The sequence below is a fragment of the Rhodoblastus acidophilus genome, from assembly GCF_900187365.1.
Lineage (GTDB): Bacteria > Pseudomonadota > Alphaproteobacteria > Rhizobiales > Beijerinckiaceae > Rhodoblastus > Rhodoblastus acidophilus.
In genome coordinates, this window is record NZ_FYDG01000002.1 from 383,117 (window position 1) to 400,578 (window position 17,462).

Below are 17,462 nucleotides of genomic sequence, written 5' to 3' on the forward strand. Positions count from 1 at the left end.
CCGCCCCTGGCAACGCGTTCATTGACGCAAGTCAAATAACGCGTTCCGCCGCCTCCATAGCGCCAAACACAGGCTATGGCGAGACCATCACGCGAACTTTGCAAGAGAATTGCGACACTTTGTCGCGCCGACTTTCGCCCAATAGCCAGGGTTCGGCGGCGACACAGCGCCGCCACGAACCTGAGACTTTGGACTAAAGAACGAGAATTTCCGCGCGTCACCGCTTGATTCCACGCCGCGCCGGCGCCTACTCTGGGTGGCAGAGAGTCCCACAAGGGACCGTGTGACAACGGAGCCGAAACTCCGTCGGGAATGGCGGCGCGCAAGCGCCGTCGGGAGGAATGCCGCCTTATGACGGTCTATGCCCTGGAAACCTCGGGGTTGACGAAGCAATTCGCCGGCTTTACCGCCGTAAGCGACGTCGGCCTGCGCGTGCGCCGCCATACGATCCACGGGCTGATCGGGCCCAATGGCGCCGGCAAGAGCACCTGCTTCAACCTGCTGACGAAATTTCTCGCGCCCACGCGCGGGACCATCCTTTACGAGGGCGCCGACATTTCGCGGGCGGGTCCGGCCGAAGTGGCGCGGATGGGACTGGCGCGCTCGTTCCAGATCTCCGCCGTCTTCCCCCACCTCACCGCGCTGGAGAACGTGCGCGCCGCCCTGCAGCGCCGGCGCGGCGAATCCTTCGACTTCTGGCGCTCGGATCGAATCCTTAAACGCTATGACGCCGACGCCCGCGCCCTGATGGCCGAAGTCGGGCTGACCGGCTGGGAGGAGACGCTCGCCGGGGAAATGCCGTATGGCCGCAAGCGCGCGCTGGAGCTGGCGACCACGCTGGCGCTCGCCCCCAAAATGCTGCTGCTCGACGAGCCGCTGGCGGGCCTCGGCCAGGAGGACGTCGGGCGCATCGCCGCCCTGATCAAGCGCGCGGCGGAGGGGCGCACGGTGCTGATGGTCGAGCACAATCTCAACGTCGTCGCCAGCCTGTGCGACGTGATCACGGTGCTCACGCGCGGCAAGATTCTGGCCGAAGGCGACTACGCCGCCGTCTCCGCCAACCCCGCGGTGCAGCAGGCGTATCTTGGCGAAATGGCGGAGCCGGCCCATGTCTGACCGGACCATGTCTGATCGGACGAAGTCCGAGCCGCTGCTCAAAGTGTCCGGCCTGCAAGCCTGGTATGGCGAATCGCATGCGCTGCACGGCGTCGATTTCGAGGTGCGCGCGGGCGAGGTGGTCACGCTGCTCGGCCGCAACGGCGCCGGCAAGACCACCACGCTGAAATGCGCCATGGGCATGGCGCCGCGGCGCGAAGGCTCGATCCGTTTCGACGGCGCCGAAACCATCGCCCTGCCCTCCGACAAGATCGCCCGGCGCGGCGTCGCGCTGTGCCCGGAGGAGCGCGGCGTGTTCGCCAGCCTCACCGTGCTGGAAAATCTGCTGCTGCCGCCGAAAATCGCGCCGGGCGGGCTGTCGCTCGATGAAATTTACGAGCTGTTCCCCAACCTGCGGGAGCGTTCGACCAGCATGGGCGGCAAGCTGTCCGGCGGCGAGCAGCAGATGCTGGCGATCGGCCGCATCCTGCGCACCGGCGCCCGCCTGCTCATGCTCGACGAGCCGACGGAGGGGCTGGCCCCGATCATCGTCAAGCAGATCGGCGCGGCGATCCGGCGCTTGAAGCCGCGCGGCTTCACCGTGCTGCTGGTCGAGCAGAATTTTCGCTGGGCCTCGGGCCTCGCCGACCGATTTTACGTGATGGAGCACGGCCGGGTCATCGACGCCTTCGCCGCCGCCGAGCTGCCCGAAAACATGGACAAGCTCCACGCCTATCTCGGCGTCTGAATTTCAAGGCTCCGCAAAGGAGCGGGACTGGGAGGACCGTTGATGAAACAAGCGATTTCGCTCGGCGTCGCGCTGACGTGTCTGGCGAGCGCCGCCTTCGCGGGCGCCGCTTTCGCCGCCGACAAGGTGGTCAAGGTCGGCGTGCTCACCGACGGGTCCGGCCCCTATGCCGATGTCGGCGGCGTCGGCTCGCAACTTGCGGCGCAACTGGCGATCGACGAATCCGGCCTGGCCGCAAAAGGCTGGAAAGTCGAGCTGATTTACGCCGACCATCTCAACAAGGTCGATGTCGGCGCCAGCCTCGCCCGCGAATGGTTCGACCAGGGCAAGGCCGACGTGATCGTGGACACGCTGAATTCCGGGGTGGCGCTGGCGGTCAGCCAGATCGTCAAGGACAAGAACAAGGTTTTTCTCAACTCCGGCGCGGCGACCTCCGATCTGACGGGAAAAGCCTGCACGCCCAACCAGATCCACTGGACCTACGACACCTATGCGCTGGCCAACGGCACCGGCAAGGCGCTGACCAAAGCGGGCGGGGACAGTTGGTATTTCATCACCGCCGACTATGCGTTTGGCAAGGCGCTGGAGCGCGACACCTCGGCGGTGGTCAAGGCCAATGGCGGGCAGGTGCTGGGCGATGTGATGGCGCCGCTCAACAACGCCGATTTCTCCTCGCAACTGCTGCAGGCGCAATCGTCCAAGGCCAAGGTGATCGGCCTCGCCAACGCCGGCGCCGATTCCGCCAACGCCATCAAGCAGGCGGCGGAGTTCGGCGTCACCCATAGCGGCCAGAAACTGGCGGCGCTGCTGATCTTCCTGTCCGACATCCATTCGATCGGCCTCACCGTGGCGCAGGGCCTCGAATTCACCGCCACCTATTACTGGGACCTCAACGACGGCGCGCGCGCCTTCGCGGAAAAATTCTCGAAAAAGTCCCGCAACGCGGCCAAGCCGACCATGGTGCAGGCGGGCGTCTATTCGGCGACGCTGCATTATCTGAAAGCCGTGGACGCGCTGGGTTCGCCCGCCGACGGCGCGGCGGTGGTGGCGAAGATGAAGGCGCTGCCGACCGACGACGACGCGTTCGGCAAGGGGTCCATTCGCGAGGACGGCCGCAAGATCCACCCGGCCTATCTGCTGCAGGTGAAGACCCCGGCGGAATCCAAATATCCCTGGGATTACGCCAAGGTGGTCGCCACCATCCCCGCCGAGGAGGCGTTCCGCCCGCTGTCGCAAAGCGAATGCCCGCTGGTGAAGAAGTGACGAACTTGGTGAAGCGCGACGCCCAATCCCCTCTCCCCGTTTACGGGGAGAGGGTTAGGGTGAGGGGGACTCTCGGATTGGCCTTGACTTGTCCGCCGCGCGGGTCGCGGTCTCCTGAACAAATGCTCTTTAATTCGCAGGCCCCCCTCACCCCTGCCCTCTCCCCGCGCGCGGGGAGAGGGAGAGGCGCCGTCACTGGGCGTCCAACATGATCCCGCTGCTCGGCATCTCGACTCAAGCCCTTTTCGGCCAACTCCTGCTCGGCCTGATCAATGGCGCGTTTTACGCCATGTTAAGCCTGGGCCTCGCCGTGATTTTCGGCATGCTGAACATCGTCAATTTCGCCCATGGCGCCCTCTACATGGTCGGCGCCTTCGTGGCCTGGTTCCTGCTCAACACGTTCCACATCGGTTATTGGCCGGCGCTGGTCCTGGCGCCGGTCGGCGTGGCGCTGCTCGGCATGGCGCTCGAACGCACCATGATGAAGCGCCTCGCCGGCCTCGATCACATTTACGGCCTGCTGCTCACTTTCGGCCTCGCCCTGATCATCCAGGGCGTGTTCCAGAACCTGTTCGGCGCCTCGGGCCAGCCGTACCCGCCGCCCGACCTGCTGAAAGGCGGCTTTAATCTCGGCTTCATGTACCTGCCGGCCTATCGCGCCTGGGTCGTCGTCTTCTCGCTGGCGGTCTGCCTGTTCACCTGGTTCATGATCGAGAAGACGCGGCTCGGCGCCATCCTGCGCGCCTGCACCGAGAACCCCGAACTGACGCGCGCCTTCGGCCTCAACGTGCCGCGCCTGATCACGCTGACCTACGGCTTCGGGGTGGGGTTGGCCGCGCTCGCGGGGGTGCTGGCGGCGCCGATCTATCAGGTGCGCCCGCTGATGGGGGCCGATTTCATCATCGTCGTCTTCGCCGTGGTGGTGATCGGCGGCATGGGCTCGATCCTCGGCGCCATCGGCGCGGGCTTCCTGCTCGGCCTGGTCGAGGGCCTGACCAAAGTGTTTTACCCGCAGGCGGCCAATGTCGTCGTCTTCGTCATCATGGTCGCCGTGCTGCTGGTGAAGCCGGCGGGATTGTTCGGAAAGAAAATTTGACCCACGCGCTTCCCTCCTCGCAGCCCACGGCGGCCCGGCCCAAACCGGCGGAATTTCTCGCTTTCGCGGTGCTCGCGGCGCTGCTGGCCGTCGCGCCGCTGGCGATCTATCCGTTCTTTCTGGCGACGGCGTTGTGCTTCGCGCTGTTCGCGGCGGCCTTCAACCTGCTGGTCGGCTATTCCGGGCTGCTGTCGTTCGGCCATGCGCTGTTTTTCGGCGGCGCCGCCTATGTCGCCGCGCAAGCCGCCAAAGTCTGGGCCTGGCCGCCCGAACTGGCGCTGATCGCGGCCACCGCCTTCGCGGGCGCGCTGGGCCTGGGCGTCGGCGCGCTGTCGATCCGGCGGCAGGGCATCTATTTCTCCATGATCACCCTCGCTTTGGCGCAAATGGGCTATTTTCTCGCCCTGCAAGCCCCGCTCACCCATGGCGAGGACGGGATTCAGGGCGTCCCCCGCGGCAAGTTGCTGGGGCTGCTGCCGCTGAGCGACGACCGCGCGATGTACTATTTCGTCCTCGCGCTTTTCCTCGCCGGCCTGCTGGCGATCCACCGCATCGTGCATTCGCCGTTCGGCGCGGCGCTCAAGGCGATCCGCGAGAACGAGTCCCGCGCGATTTCGCTCGGCTATAGCGTCGACGCCTACAAGCGCGTCGCTTTCGGCCTGTCGGCGGCGCTCGCCGGCCTCGCCGGTGGCGCCAAGGCGCTGGTGACGCAAAGCGCCACCCTCACCGACATGCACTGGACCATGTCGGGCGAAGTGATCCTGATGGTCCTGCTCGGCGGCATGGGAACCATGACCGGCCCGGTGATCGGCGCGATCTTCGTGATGGCGATTCCCGAAGTGCTGAACCGCATCGGCGGCCCGAATTTTTCGCAATGGATGACGGTGATCCAGGGCGCGATTTTCGTGATCTGCGTGCTGGCGTTCCGGCGCGGGCTGATCGGGGAACTGGCGGCGCGGGCGCGGCGGACGCTTTGACGGCCGCGCGATTTCGACCCATGCCCTATTTGGCCGGCTGGGTTGCGAAAATGGAATAGACGCGGACGAACAACCGATAACACCCTGTTTTATATTGTTTTACCGCACATGGCCGCGCCGCAGGCCCGCCGGCGCCGGCGCTTGGACGTCGCGCGGGCGAAAAGGCGCGCGACTGCATTAAACAGTTCATATCCAATGCAATTTAAAAGCGTGATCGACATTATCTTCAATCATTGCGCGAGGATGTTCGATGACCGTCAAAGGTCGAATTTTAATTCTGGTGCTGATGCTGGGGCTGGCGGTCGGCGCGTCCGCCGGTCTTGGCGTCTATGCGCTGCAGAAGCAGAGCGCCTATGCCGATGAACTCGACGCCCTGGCGCAACGGGCGTTCCACGCCGAACAGATCAACGGCTCCATCGCGGCGGTCACCGGGTCCAACCGCGGCGCGATCATCGCCCGCACCCCGGCCGAGCGCGACGACTACCGCAAGGAAATGGGGCGCAACATCAAGGCGCTGGAAGCCTCGGTCGCCGATTGGAGCCGCCTGATCCCGCCCGAGGAAACCGCGAAATTCGACGCGTTTCGCGCCGAAGCCGGCAATTTCATCCGACAGCGCCTCGCTTTACAGGATCTCGCGGCGCAATCGGGGGCCGAGGAAGGCATGAACGCGCTCAAGGCGCCGGAGGTGCGCGAACAGAGGCTGGCGCTGCAAAAGACGCTGTCCGACAACGTCGACGCCGTGACCCGCCAATTGGCGATTTTACGCGCGGAAAAGCAGCATTTTTCGCAAATGACCACGGTGGTGCTGATCGCGTCGTCGGTGGCGATGCTGATCGTCGGCGTCGCCGCGGCTTTGTGGTTCGGCGCCGCCAAGATCGCCCATCCGCTGAAGCAGGTGACCAATGTGCTTCAGTCGATGGCGATCGGGAATTTGTCGGTCGAAGTGCCCGGAAACGTCATGGGCGGCGAGATCGGCGACCTGTGGGAAACGACCCGCCGCTTCCAGCACAAGTTGCGGGAAGCCGAAGATCTGCGCGTGCTTCAGGCCCGCGCCGACGACGAACGCGCGGCGCATCGCCAGCAAGTCATCGCGGAAATCGTGCATGAATTCCAGTCGTCGGTCAGCGGCGTCATCGCCGACGTCGCCCACGCCGCCGGGGAGCTGCGCAGCTGTTCCGAAACCATGACCCGGTCGGCCGACGAAACCTCGAGCCAGATCGCGGAGGTGGCGGCCGCGTCCGACCACACGTCGAGCCATGTGCGGACGGTGGCGGACGCCACGGGACAATTGAGCGCCTCGGTCGGCGAGATCGGCCGCGGCGCCGCCGATTCCGCCCGGATGGCGGGACAGGCGGAAGCCAACGCCTCCGACACGTCGGCCAAGGTGCGGCGGCTCGCCGAATCCGCCAACAGGATCGGCGCGATCGTCGACCTGATCGCCACCATCGCCGAGCAGACCAATCTGCTCGCGCTCAACGCGACGATCGAGGCCGCGCGCGCCGGCGAGGCCGGCAAGGGATTCGCCGTGGTGGCGCAGGAAGTCAAAACCCTCGCCGGGCAGACCGCCAAGGCGACCAGCGAGATCACCCAGCAGGTCCGGGACATTCAGGATTCGACGGGAGATTCGGTTCAGGCCATCGAGGCGATCAATGCGCTGATCCACGATCTCAACGGATGTTGCGGGTCGATTTCGTCCGCCGTCCAGCAGCAAGGCGTCGCCTCGCAAAACATCGCGTCGAGCGTGACCGCGGCGGCGCGCGGCGCCGACACCGTCTCCCACGCCATCGCGACCGTGGCCGAACATGCGCGCCAATCCCGCGACGCCTCGGCCAGCGTCCGCAATGCGGCCAAGACGCTGTCTCTGCGCAACGAGGAACTGAACGGGGCGCTCGACAAGTTTCTGAAGACGGTGCTCGCGGCCTGATGACTGACGGCGGGGCCTAAACCCGCCGCACCGCCGTCACCTCGGAGAAATTCTTCGACCGGATGCGGTCGCGGGCGATCTGCAGCGGCTCGACCGTCACCGTCATCGAATGGCCGTTGGCGTGGATGATGTTGTGCTCGTCCACCATCAGCGCGACATGGCCGCGCCAAAAGATCAGGTCGCCGCGCCGCAAGCCCCGCATGCGGTCGTCGACGTCGGCGGGACGGCCGAGCGTGGCCTCCATCAGGTCGGTGTCGCGCGGCGCCGCCACGCCGATGGCGTTGAGCGTCACCTGCACCAGGCCGGAACAGTCGATGCCCATGTCGGTCTTGCCGCCCCACAGGTAGGGCGTGTGCAGGAACATCTCGGCCAGCCCGACGAAATCGCTCAAAGGCCGGGCGCTCGGCGCGAGATGGCGGCTGAACACATGGCCGCCGTCGGCCAGTTCGCAAAATTCGGCGCTGGCGGCGACGACATGAACCTCGGCGCCGAACGGCAGCGCGTCCAGCGGCGCCGATTTGATGTCGGGCCGGGAATAGACCATGGTGTGGCGCACGCGCACGCGATAGTTGGGTTTCCGCGTCCGTTCCGACAGCGCGGCCGCCTCGATATAGCCGACATAGCGGTCGCGATCGAGCTGCGCCCAGCACCAGCCGTTCTTCTCCTCATAGACGATCAGCGTTTCGCCGAACAAGGCCTGGGTGTCGGTCGGCGCATTCTCGTCCGGCGCGCGCTTCACGTCGGCGAAGGCGCTGATCACCTGCATGCGCCGGCCCGGCGCATAGGCGTCCGCCTGTACCACGTCCTTGAGATGTTCGGCGGCCAGATCGGGGCGCGCGGGCGTCAGTCGCGGGTCGTAATTCAATTTTTTGCTCTTGTTTCCTTTCCCTATATTAGGGAAGCGAGGTTACGAAAGCTTTGCGACGTTGAATTTTTCGCGCGCGAGATTGTAGATGAGCCGCGCCGCCTGCGCCTCCCCGCCCTCGGGACGTCCGGGTTTGGCCGCGGGCGTCCAGCCGTAAATGTCGAAATGCGCCCAGGCCCGTCCCGGCGTGACGAAGCGTTTGAGAAACAGCGCCGCCATGATCGAGCCGGCCATGCCGCCCGCCGGGGCGTTGTTGAGATCGGCGATCTTGCTGTCGAGTTTCGGCTCATAGGCCTTCCACAGCGGCAGCCGCCAGACCGGATCGTTGCAGGCGAAACCATTTCGCGCAATCATCTCGGCCAGTTTGTCGTCATCGGTGTAGAACGGCGGCAAATCCGGCCCCAGCGCGACGCGCGCCGCCCCGGTCAGCGTGGCGAAATCCACCAGCAGGTCGGGCGCCTCCTCATCCGCCAGCGCCAAGGCGTCGGCGAGGATCAACCGCCCCTCGGCGTCGGTGTTGCCAATCTCCACCGTCAGCCCCTTGCGGCTGCGATAGACGTCGCCCGGCCGGAACGCCTCGCCCGACACGGAATTTTCCACAATCGGCAGCAGCAGCCGCAAGCTCAGATCGAGATCTCCGGCCATGATCATGGCGCTGGCCGCCAGCGCCGCCGCCGCGCCGCCCATGTCCTTCTTCATCAGCGCCATGGCGCTGTCGGGCTTGATGTTGAGGCCGCCGGAATCGAAGCACACGCCCTTGCCGACCAGCGCGAGTTTTTTAGCCCGCTCCGGCTTCCAGCGCAGTTCGACCAGACGCGGCACGCGCGGCGAACCTTTGCCGACCGCGTGAATCAGCGGGCACTCGCGCTCCAGTTCCGCGCCCTGAATCACCCGCACCGCCGCGCCGAACTTTTCCGCCAGGGCGCGCGCGAATCCTTCCAGCTCGTCAGGGCCGAGATCGTTGGCGGGCGTGTTGATGAGATCGCGGGCGAGCGCGACCGCCGAGGCCACAGTCTCGACCTCGGCGCGGTCGGCGCCCTGCGGCGCGATCAGCCGCGCGCCGGGCTTGGCGGCCTTGTAGCGGGTGAAGCGATAGGCGCCGAGCAGGAAGCCCAGGCCGGCGACATCGGGATGTTCCGGCGCCTCCGCCAGACGATAGACGCCCTCGGGCAGGCCGGCGAGCGCGCCGAACTGGAAGACGTCGCCGTCCTCGTCGAGGCAGAACAGCACGCCCGGCGCCCCGCCCGCCTGGACGAAGGCCAAAGATTTGCCGGCGCCCGGCGCGAACCCGCTGGCCTTGGCCAGAGACAGCGCCTCCGCCGGCAGCGCGTGCGCCGCGCCGTCCAGCGCCGCCTTGATCGCGGCGACGGGCGCGCACCAGACGGGGATGGCTTCGCCGTCGTCGGCGAATTTCAGTTCGGGCAGATCGGGCATCGGTGAATTCCTGAGGGGGGCGGCGGCGTCCGCGTTGGCTGAACGCCGCGGCGAACCGCCGTTAACATTGCGTTAGGGTTAACGAATTATTCGTTACGATCAAAGTCCGAATTTGAAGGGATCGATCCGTGCCAATACGTAAGCGCCTTCTCGCAAGCGCCGCGCTCTGCGCCCTGATCGGACTTGGCGGCTGCAAGACCGTGAGCATGGACGACGTCACCGGCTCGATCGGCGCGCCCTCCGCTCCGGCCTCGAATTCGCCCGAAGATCTGCGCCGCTATTCCGACCGGCTGCGCGAACGCTACGAGGCCCATCCCGACGACAAGCAGGTCGCGCTGGCCTATGCCCGCGTGCTGCGCGCCCGCGACCTGACCGATCAGGCGGCGGCGGTGCTGCAGAACGCCGCGATCAAATATCCGCGCGACCGCGAGGTGCTCAGCGCCTATGGCAAGGCGCTGGCCGACGCCGGACGGCTGCAGGAAGCCAAAAACGCGCTGGAATACGCCGACACCCCCGACGATCCCAGTTGGTCGGTGATTTCGACGCGCGGCTCGATCGCCGACCAGATGGGCGATCATCAGGAGGCGCAGGCGCAGTATGAAACGGCGCTGAAACTCTCGCCCGGCGAACCCTCCGTGCTGTCGAATCTGGGCCTGTCCTATGCGCTGGCGCACGATCTGCGCCGCGCCGAGCAGGTGTTGCGCGAGGCGGCGGCCAGTCCCCGCGCCGACATGCGCGTGCGCCAGAATCTGGCGCTGGTGCTGGCGTTGCAGGGCAAGTTCGCCGAGGCCGAGCAGGTGTCGGAGCGCGACCTGTCGCCGCAACAGGCGCGCGAAAACGTCGCCTCGATCCGCCAGATGATTTCGACGAGCGACCGCTGGCGCGACCTGCAGGCGCCGCGCGCCGGCGCGCGGCCCAAGCGCGTCAGCCTCGACGCCGGGCGGTAAGCCGCCGCGAAAACAAAAAAAAGGCGCCGAGCCCCCGGGCTGCGGCGCCTTTTTTCTTGCGGGCGCAAAACCCCGGCGCCGCTATTGCGCGCCGGTGACCTGCATCACGGCGGGCGTCATGATCACGGCGAACAGCACCGGCAGGAAGCACAGGATCATCGGCACGGTCAGCTTGGGCGGCAGCGACGCGGCCTTTTTCTCGGCCTCCATCATGCGGTTGTCGCGCGCTTCCTGCGAGACCGTGCGCAGCGCGGCGCCGAGCGGCGTGCCGTATTTTTCCGCCTGCACCAGCGAGGTCACGACGTTCTTGACGTCGTCGAGGCCGGTGCGCTGGTAGAAATTGTCGTAAGCCGTGCGGCGGTCGGGCAGATAGGACAATTCCGCCGTGGTCAGGGTGAATTCCTCCGCCAGCGCGATCGAGCGCACGCCGATTTCCTGGCTGACCCGGCGAAATCCATGTTCGACCGACATGCCGGATTCCACGCAGATCAGCAGCAGGTCGAGCGCGTCGGGGAAGGCGCGGCGCATTTCATGCTGGCGCTTCTGGATGGTGTTGCTCAGATAGATTTCCGGCGCCTTCAGGCCCACATAGAGCAGGCCCACCACCACCGCGAATTTCTGCAGAAAGGCCATGTCGAGTTGCAGCACCACGAAGGCGTAGAGCGAGCCGACCAGCGTCAGGCCGATCGGCGTCACCAGGCGGAAGAACAGGAAGCCGATCTCCGCCTGCGGGCCGCGAAAGCCCGCCCGGGCCAGGCTGGCCTTGGCCTCCTCCGTGGCCAGCCATTTCGACAGGCTGAAGCGCTCGACAATGTCTTTCATATAGGTCTTGGAGGAATGGCGCAGCCCCTGCTTGCCTGGAGTCTTGGCCATCATCTTCTCGCGCTCGCGCGCCCGGATGCGCTCGCGCTCGACCGCCACCGACTTCATGCGCTCATCGAGATTGTCGCCCTCGAGATAGGGCATGGCGATGACCAGCAGACTGGCCACGGTGACGACGCCGATGAACAGCGCCACCACGGAGCGGGGGTCAGCGAGTTTTTCAAAGAGCAGGCTGAGCATGACGGTCCCGGTTCAGAGCGGAGTCCCGAAAAACGCGCGAGGTTTTCCGGCGGCGAAAACTCAAATGTCGAAGCTGATCATCTTGTTCATGACGAACGTGCCGAAGGCCATCATGCAGAAACAGGCGAACAGCACCACGCGCCCGGTCTCCTTGAGCCAGAGCTGCTCGATATAGGCGGGGCTGGTGATATAGACCAGCAAGGCCACCGCGATCGGCAGGGAGCCGATGATATAGGCCGAGGCGCGCGCTTCCGACGACATGGCCTTGACCTTGTCGGCCATCTTCTTGCGCTCGCGCAGCACGCGCGACAGATTGCTCAGGGCCTCGCCGAGATTGCCGCCCGCCTTCTGCTGGATGGTGATGACGATGGCGAAGAAATTGGCCTCGGGCGTGGGAATGCGCTCGGGCATGCGTTCGACCGCCTCGGAGATCGACAGGCCCAGGGTTTGCGCCTCGATGATCTGGCGGAACTCGCCGCGCACCGGCTCGGCCGCCTCGGAAGCGATGATGCGCAGGCAATCGGCCAGCGGCAGGCCCGCCTTGACGCCGCGAATGATCACATCGACGGCGTTGGGAAATTCGAGCGTGAATTTCTTCAGACGCCGCTTGGTCATGGTGGACAGCCAGACGCTCGGCAGCCCGAAGCCGCCGATGACCAGGCCGGCCCCGCCGAAGATCGGGTTGCCGCTCAGCAGGAAGATCAGCAAGGCGGTGAGGCCGCCGGCGAAGCACGAGGCGATCAGATAGCCCTGTTTCGACAGCGACAGGCCGGCCTGGGCGATGCGGGTCTCCAGCGAGCGTTTCTTCTGCTTGGCGTTGCGCTGCTCCAGCTCCTTCAGGCTGTCGGCCACCTGCTTGCGCCGCGCCGTGGCGTCCACCTGCCGGTCGCCGCGCGCGACCGGGCCGCGGGTCAGCAAATGCGCCTGCCGCTTCTCGCCGCGCACGTCGCCGCTGAGATAGGGAAAGATCAGATAGGCCGCGCCGGAGGCGGCGGCGAGCGAAAGCCCGATGATGAGCAGCGATCTGGAGTCCAAGTCTCAAGCCTCCTATTCGCGCAATTCGGACGCGTCGAGCGCCGCGGCGAGGCGCGCTTCCTCGTTGAAATAGCGGGCGCGCTCCCAGAAGCGCGGGCGCCCGATGCCGGTCGAGCGGTGCCGCCCCTTGAGCTTGCCGTTGGCGTCCTCGCCGATGATGTCGTAGAGGAACAGGTCCTGGGTGATGACGGTCTCGCCTTCGAGGCCCATCACTTCGGTGATGTGGGTGATGCGGCGCGAACCGTCGCGCAGGCGCGCCGCCTGCACGATCACGTCCACCGACGAGACGATCATCTCGCGGATGGTGCGCGCCGGCAGCGCGAAGCCGCCCATGGTGATCATGGATTCGAGACGCGACAGCGCCTCGCGCGGCGAGTTGGCGTGCAGCGTGCCCATCGAGCCGTCGTGACCCGTGTTCATCGCCTGCAGCAGGTCGAAGGCCTCGGGTCCGCGCACTTCGCCGACGATGATGCGTTCGGGACGCATGCGCAGGCAGTTTTTCACGAGGTCGCGCATGGTGATGGCGCCCTGCCCCTCCAGATTGGGCGGACGCGTTTCGAGCCGCACCACATGGGGCTGCTGCAATTGCAGTTCCGCCGCGTCCTCGCAGGTGATGACGCGCTCGTCATGGTCGATGTAATTGGTCAGGCAGTTCAGCAAGGTGGTCTTGCCGGAGCCGGTGCCGCCGGAGATCAGCACGTTGCAGCGGACGCGGCCGATGATCTTCAGGATCTCGCCGCCCTCCGGCGAAATCGAGCCGAACCGGATCAGCTGGTCGAGCGTCAGCTTGTCCTTCTTGAATTTACGAATGGTGAGCGCGGGGCCGTCGATGGCCAGCGGCGGACCGATCACGTTGACGCGGGAGCCGTCGAGCAGGCGGGCGTCGCAGATCGGCGAGGACTCGTCGACGCGGCGGCCGACCTGGCTGACGATGCGCTGGCAGATGTTCATCAATTGCGCATTGTCGCGGAAGCGGACGCTGGTCAGCTGAATCTTGCCCTGCACTTCGATATACGTCTTGTTGGCGCCGTTGACCATGATGTCGGCGATGTCGTCGCGCGCCAACAGCGGCTCCAGCGGGCCATAGCCGAGCACGTCGTTGCAGATGTCCTCGAGCAGGTCCTCCTGCTCGGCGATCGACAGCACGACATTCTTGATGGCGATGATTTCGTTGACGATGTCGCGGATTTCCTCGCGCGCGCTCTCGGCGTCGAGCTTGGCGAGCTGCGACAGGTCGATGGCTTCGATCAGCGCGCCGAAAATCGTGCTCTTGGTGATGTAATATTCGTCGGAGCGGCGGACTTCGGGAACCGGGGGCGCGGGCGCGAGAGTCGGCTGCGGCGTGATCGCGACAGGCGAGGCGATCGCCTCCACCACGGTGGAGGACGGACCTTGGCTCGCCTGTGGCGCGGCGGCGCTGGCGGAACGCTTTCCAAACATTTCCGTCTACATTCCCTCTCAAATCCGGCGTCATGCCGAAGGACGTCGTTGCGGGGACCACGCCCCGCTCTCACCCTTTCAGAGCGGCCAGCAACGGCTCCAAAAAGCCCTTGCGCTCGCGCTTGATCGGCGCGCGCCCGGTGACCGCGCGGGCGATGTCGCTGAAGATCTGGGCGGTCTTCTCGCCCTCGTCGAGTTCCTCGATCATCTGGCCGTTGTTGGAGGCGGCGCCGAACAGCTTGGCGTCGAATGGCACCAGCGCCAGCGGCTCGGCCTCCACCGCCTTGGAGAAATCGGCGATGGCGATTTCCGGGCGCTTGGGCATGCCCACGCCATTGAGCACCAGCCGCGGCGCCGGGTCGTTCTTGCGCGCGGCGCGCAGGGTGTCGAGCAGGCTCTTGGCGTTGCGCAGGCCGGCGAGATCGGGCGCCGCCACCAGCAGCGCCTCGTCGGCCGAAACCAGCATCCGCCGCGACCACGCCGTCCAGAGATGCGGCACATCGAGCACGACATAGGGCGTGGTGGCCCGCAGGATCTCCAGCAGCGCGTCGAAGGCGGTTTCCTGGAAGTCGTAGCAGCGCTCGACCGTGGCCGGCGCGGCCAGGATCGACAGCTTGTCGCTGCATTTCGACAGCAGGCGGTCGACCAGATTGGCGTCGAGACGGTCGGGGGCGAACACCGCCTCGGCGACGCCCTGCGGCGGGTCCTGGTTGAAATCGAGGCCGGCGGTGCCGAACGGCAGGTCGAGATCGACGATCACCGTGGAGGCGTCGAGATCGCGCGAAATGGCCCAGGCGACGTTATGGGCGAGGCTGGAGGCGCCGACGCCGCCCTTGCAGCCGGTGACCGCGATGACGCGGCCGAGCGGCGTGTCGGAATCCTGCTGGTATTGCGCCGACAGCGCCGCGATGAAGTCCATCACGCCGAACGGCTTGACCAGATAATCGGACACCCCGCGCGCGATCAGCTCGCGATAGAGCGTGATGTCGTTGAGCTTGCCGATCACGATGACCTTGGTGCCGGCGTCGCAGAATTCCGCCAGGGCGTCGAGCTGCTCGGTCAGTTCGGCGCGGGAGGCGCTGGTTTCGAGCACGATGACGTTGGGCGTCGGAGAGGTGCGATAGGCCTCGACGGCGGCGCTGGCGCCGCCCATGTTGACCTTGACATGCGCCTTTTCCATCCGCCGGTCGATCGCCGCCTCGGCGATCAGCTGCGCCAGCTCATGCGTCTCGCAAAACGCCTGCAGCGAAATGCGCGGCGCGGGCGCGATCTGCGCATATTGCGCGCTCTCCAGGTGTGGATGAATCGAATCCGTCATGGATCAGTCCCCTACGCCGCCGATATTGCTGTTCTGGACTTTCCAGTTGGTGCCGGGATCCTTGCCGTCGCGAATGGCGACGATGCCGCGCGAGCGCATGGCCGAATCCGGCGGATTGGTGGCCGACGGCCCCAGCAGATCGCGCGGATCCGCCGTCTGGGCGGCGAGCATCTGCTGACTGGCGCAGCCGAAATTCCAATAAGGCTTGTTCTCCCAGGTTTCGGTCGAACTGCCCGAGGCGAGGTCGTTGGGCCATTGGCCGCAGCGGGTGCGGGTGCGCGCCACCACGGTCGCATAGGACAGCCGCAGCGGCGCGGCGACGCTCGGATCGGCGATCGGATAGGAGGAGACCGCCACATAGCCGCGCGCGCCGCCGGCGGCCAGCGCCTTGCGCACGCCGGGAATGGCCGCGCGCGCCTGCGCGGCGCCGGGGCCGCCCTGCGGCACGGCCACGGCGATGTCGCCGGAGCCGGCCTGGCTGTAGTCGCGGGCGAATTCGCGGATTTGCGCGCGGGAGCGCTCGTCGAGCGCGCCGCCGCGCATTTGCGGCAGCACATCGAGCGTGGCGCGGCTGTTGGCCAGCTCGATCGGGTGGCGGGCGCGATAGTCCTGGTTCTGGACGGAGCCGGCGACCACGCGATCGGCGCCGGTGGAGCAGGCGGCGAGCGGCGCCAGCGCCAGCAGCGCGGCGGCTCTCAGCGCGGTTTTCACGCGGGAGAAGTTCGCGATCTTGATCAAGCGGGAATGCGGCATGGTCTGGTCCGTTGCTTTCATGTCTTGCCCGCGGCGTCAGTCGTGGATGAAGCCGACGCGGCCGCTGAAATGCTTGGCGGCTTCGGGATTGTCGGTGGTCGAATAGAGCTTGTTGACGCGGCCGAGCAGCCAGGCCTGCGGGTCGTTGGAGTCGGCGTAATTGTCGTCCGGCCGGGCCAGGGCGTTCGGCCCCACCGATTTGGCGATATAGGGCGTGACGATGATCATCAGCTCGGTTTCCTGGCGCTGGTAGTCGCGCGAGCGGAACAGCGAGCCGAGGATCGGCAGGTTCATCACGCCGGGCACGCCATTGATCGACTGGTTGGTGTTGGACTGGATCAGGCCGGCGGTGGCGATGGAGCCGCCGGTGGGCAATTCCACCGTGGTCTCATGCCGGCGGGTGCGGAAACCGGGCGCGGACACCGTGCCGGTCGAGACCGTGGTGGACGGATCGATTTCGGCGACCTCGGTGGCGAGGCGCAGCGAGATGCGGCCGGCGGACAGGACGATGGGCGTGAAGTTGAGCGTGACGCCATAAGTCTTGTAGGTGACGCTCACAAGGCAGTTGCTGGTCTGGCCCTGGCCCGAGCAGGTCGTGCCCGAGGAGATCGGCACCTCGCCGCCGACGGTGAATTTCGCGCTTTCGCCGGAGACGGCGGTGACCGTCGGCTCCGCCAGCACGCGGGCGACGCCGTTGCGCTCGAACGCCTGCAGCGTCTGGGACAGCGAATTGCCGCCGCCGAAATTGCTCTTGGTGGTCAGCGCGCCCGAACTATAGGACTGGCCGTTCAGCGCGAACGGATTGTCCTGCACGAACTTGCCCCAGTTGCCGGCGAGGGTGGAGGCGGTGACGCCGAGCTGCTTGGTGACCGTGCGCTGGACCTCGGCGATGGTGACCTTGATCATCACCTGGTCGCGGCCGCGGATGGTCATGGCGTTGATGGTCTGGCCGAGCTGCTGGCCGCCCGCCCCGCCGCCGCCGTTGGCGCTCTGCACGAAGCCCTTGGCGACATCCATCGCGGTCTGCATGTCGGCGGCGGAATCGACCTCGCCGGTCAGGATGATCGAATCGTTCACCGTCCGCGCCACCACCTTGCTGCTGGGCATGGCGGCGCGCAAAATATCCTGCAATTCGGCGATGTCGCGGCCGATCGACAGTTCGAGCGAGGCGATGCGCCGGCCCTGCTTGTCCATGGCGTAGATCGTGGTCTGGCCGGCGGATTGTCCGATCACGTAAATCTTTTTGGCGGAACGGACCACCGCATTGGCGACGGCCGGGTTGCCGACGAAAATTTCGCCCGCCTCGACGGGCAGTTCCAGAATGACCGACTTGCCGACGCCCATGTTGACGTGGCGCGCGCCGCGATCGCTGGTGAACCTGACGATCTCGCCATCGCCGATGTTCGCGGCGCGCACCGGCGCGAGCGCAGGGCTGGACAGGCCGAGCAGAACCGACAGTCCGGCGATCAGCCAGGGACGCGTCATGTGCATTTGCTTCAACTCCA

General features: G+C 66.3%; 15 protein-coding genes. 7 read left to right on the top strand and 8 right to left on the bottom strand.

The annotated features are described in order from the left end of the window. The first annotated feature begins 351 nt into the window (after positions 1-351). From CFB24_RS07070 to CFB24_RS07095, 6 genes are all read left to right on the top strand, one after another. Positions 352-1,116: an ABC transporter ATP-binding protein gene (locus tag CFB24_RS07070; protein ID WP_088520117.1), complete on the top strand. Its 765-nt coding sequence runs from the start codon at positions 352-354 to the stop codon at positions 1,114-1,116. Then, entirely contained in the window at positions 1,109-1,843 is a 735-nt protein-coding gene (locus CFB24_RS07075) for an ABC transporter ATP-binding protein (protein WP_088519870.1), read from the top strand. The genes CFB24_RS07070 and CFB24_RS07075 overlap by 8 nt, the downstream gene beginning before the upstream one ends. A gap of 42 nt (positions 1,844-1,885) precedes the next feature. After that, positions 1,886-3,106 (top strand): ABC transporter substrate-binding protein, encoded by a 1,221-nt coding sequence (locus CFB24_RS07080; RefSeq protein ID WP_088520118.1) that lies wholly within the window; start codon positions 1,886-1,888, stop codon positions 3,104-3,106. Positions 3,107-3,314: 208 nt separating this feature from the next. Beyond that, on the top strand, positions 3,315-4,202 hold the full coding sequence (locus CFB24_RS07085; RefSeq protein ID WP_088519871.1) for a branched-chain amino acid ABC transporter permease: 888 nt from the start codon (positions 3,315-3,317) through the stop codon (positions 4,200-4,202). Continuing rightward, positions 4,199-5,179 carry a branched-chain amino acid ABC transporter permease gene (locus CFB24_RS07090; protein ID WP_088519872.1) on the top strand — a complete coding sequence of 327 codons (981 nt, stop codon included), beginning with the start codon at positions 4,199-4,201 and terminating at the stop codon, positions 5,177-5,179. Before CFB24_RS07085 ends, CFB24_RS07090 begins: the two co-directional genes overlap by 4 nt. A gap of 250 nt (positions 5,180-5,429) precedes the next feature. After that, positions 5,430-7,103, top strand: coding sequence for a methyl-accepting chemotaxis protein (locus tag CFB24_RS07095; RefSeq protein WP_088519873.1), 1,674 nt, complete (start codon positions 5,430-5,432; stop codon positions 7,101-7,103). A gap of 16 nt (positions 7,104-7,119) precedes the next feature. Here the strand turns inward: CFB24_RS07095 and CFB24_RS07100 are convergent, their stop codons facing one another. Next, positions 7,120-7,968, bottom strand: coding sequence for a C40 family peptidase (locus CFB24_RS07100; protein WP_088519874.1), 849 nt, complete (start codon positions 7,966-7,968; stop codon positions 7,120-7,122). Positions 7,969-8,010: 42 nt separating this feature from the next. After that, positions 8,011-9,402 (bottom strand): leucyl aminopeptidase family protein, encoded by a 1,392-nt coding sequence (locus CFB24_RS07105; protein ID WP_088519875.1) that lies wholly within the window; start codon positions 9,400-9,402, stop codon positions 8,011-8,013. 128 nt (positions 9,403-9,530) lie between these two features. On the opposite strand from CFB24_RS07105, the gene CFB24_RS07110 reads away from it, so the two are divergent. Next, positions 9,531-10,349: a tetratricopeptide repeat protein gene (locus tag CFB24_RS07110; RefSeq protein WP_244593071.1), complete on the top strand. Its 819-nt coding sequence runs from the start codon at positions 9,531-9,533 to the stop codon at positions 10,347-10,349. An 81-nt stretch (positions 10,350-10,430) separates the two neighbouring features. Here CFB24_RS07110 and CFB24_RS07115 read toward each other — a convergent pair whose 3' ends face one another. From CFB24_RS07115 to CFB24_RS07140, 6 genes are all read right to left on the bottom strand, one after another. Further along, positions 10,431-11,411 carry a type II secretion system F family protein gene (locus CFB24_RS07115; protein ID WP_088519877.1) on the bottom strand — a complete coding sequence of 327 codons (981 nt, stop codon included), beginning with the start codon at positions 11,409-11,411 and terminating at the stop codon, positions 10,431-10,433. Positions 11,412-11,471: 60 nt separating this feature from the next. Then, entirely contained in the window at positions 11,472-12,446 is a 975-nt protein-coding gene (locus CFB24_RS07120; RefSeq protein WP_088519878.1) for a type II secretion system F family protein, read from the bottom strand. 12 nt (positions 12,447-12,458) lie between these two features. Further along, entirely contained in the window at positions 12,459-13,886 is a 1,428-nt protein-coding gene (locus tag CFB24_RS07125) for a TadA family conjugal transfer-associated ATPase (RefSeq protein WP_088519879.1), read from the bottom strand. 70 nt (positions 13,887-13,956) lie between these two features. After that, positions 13,957-15,204, bottom strand: coding sequence for a cellulose synthase operon protein YhjQ/BcsQ (locus CFB24_RS07130; protein ID WP_088519880.1), 1,248 nt, complete (start codon positions 15,202-15,204; stop codon positions 13,957-13,959). A 3-nt stretch (positions 15,205-15,207) separates the two neighbouring features. Further along, positions 15,208-15,957: a CpaD family pilus assembly protein gene (locus CFB24_RS07135; protein WP_158255112.1), complete on the bottom strand. Its 750-nt coding sequence runs from the start codon at positions 15,955-15,957 to the stop codon at positions 15,208-15,210. 36 nt (positions 15,958-15,993) lie between these two features. After that, positions 15,994-17,448 (bottom strand): type II and III secretion system protein family protein, encoded by a 1,455-nt coding sequence (locus CFB24_RS07140; protein ID WP_088519882.1) that lies wholly within the window; start codon positions 17,446-17,448, stop codon positions 15,994-15,996. Positions 17,449-17,462: the final 14 nt, after the last annotated feature.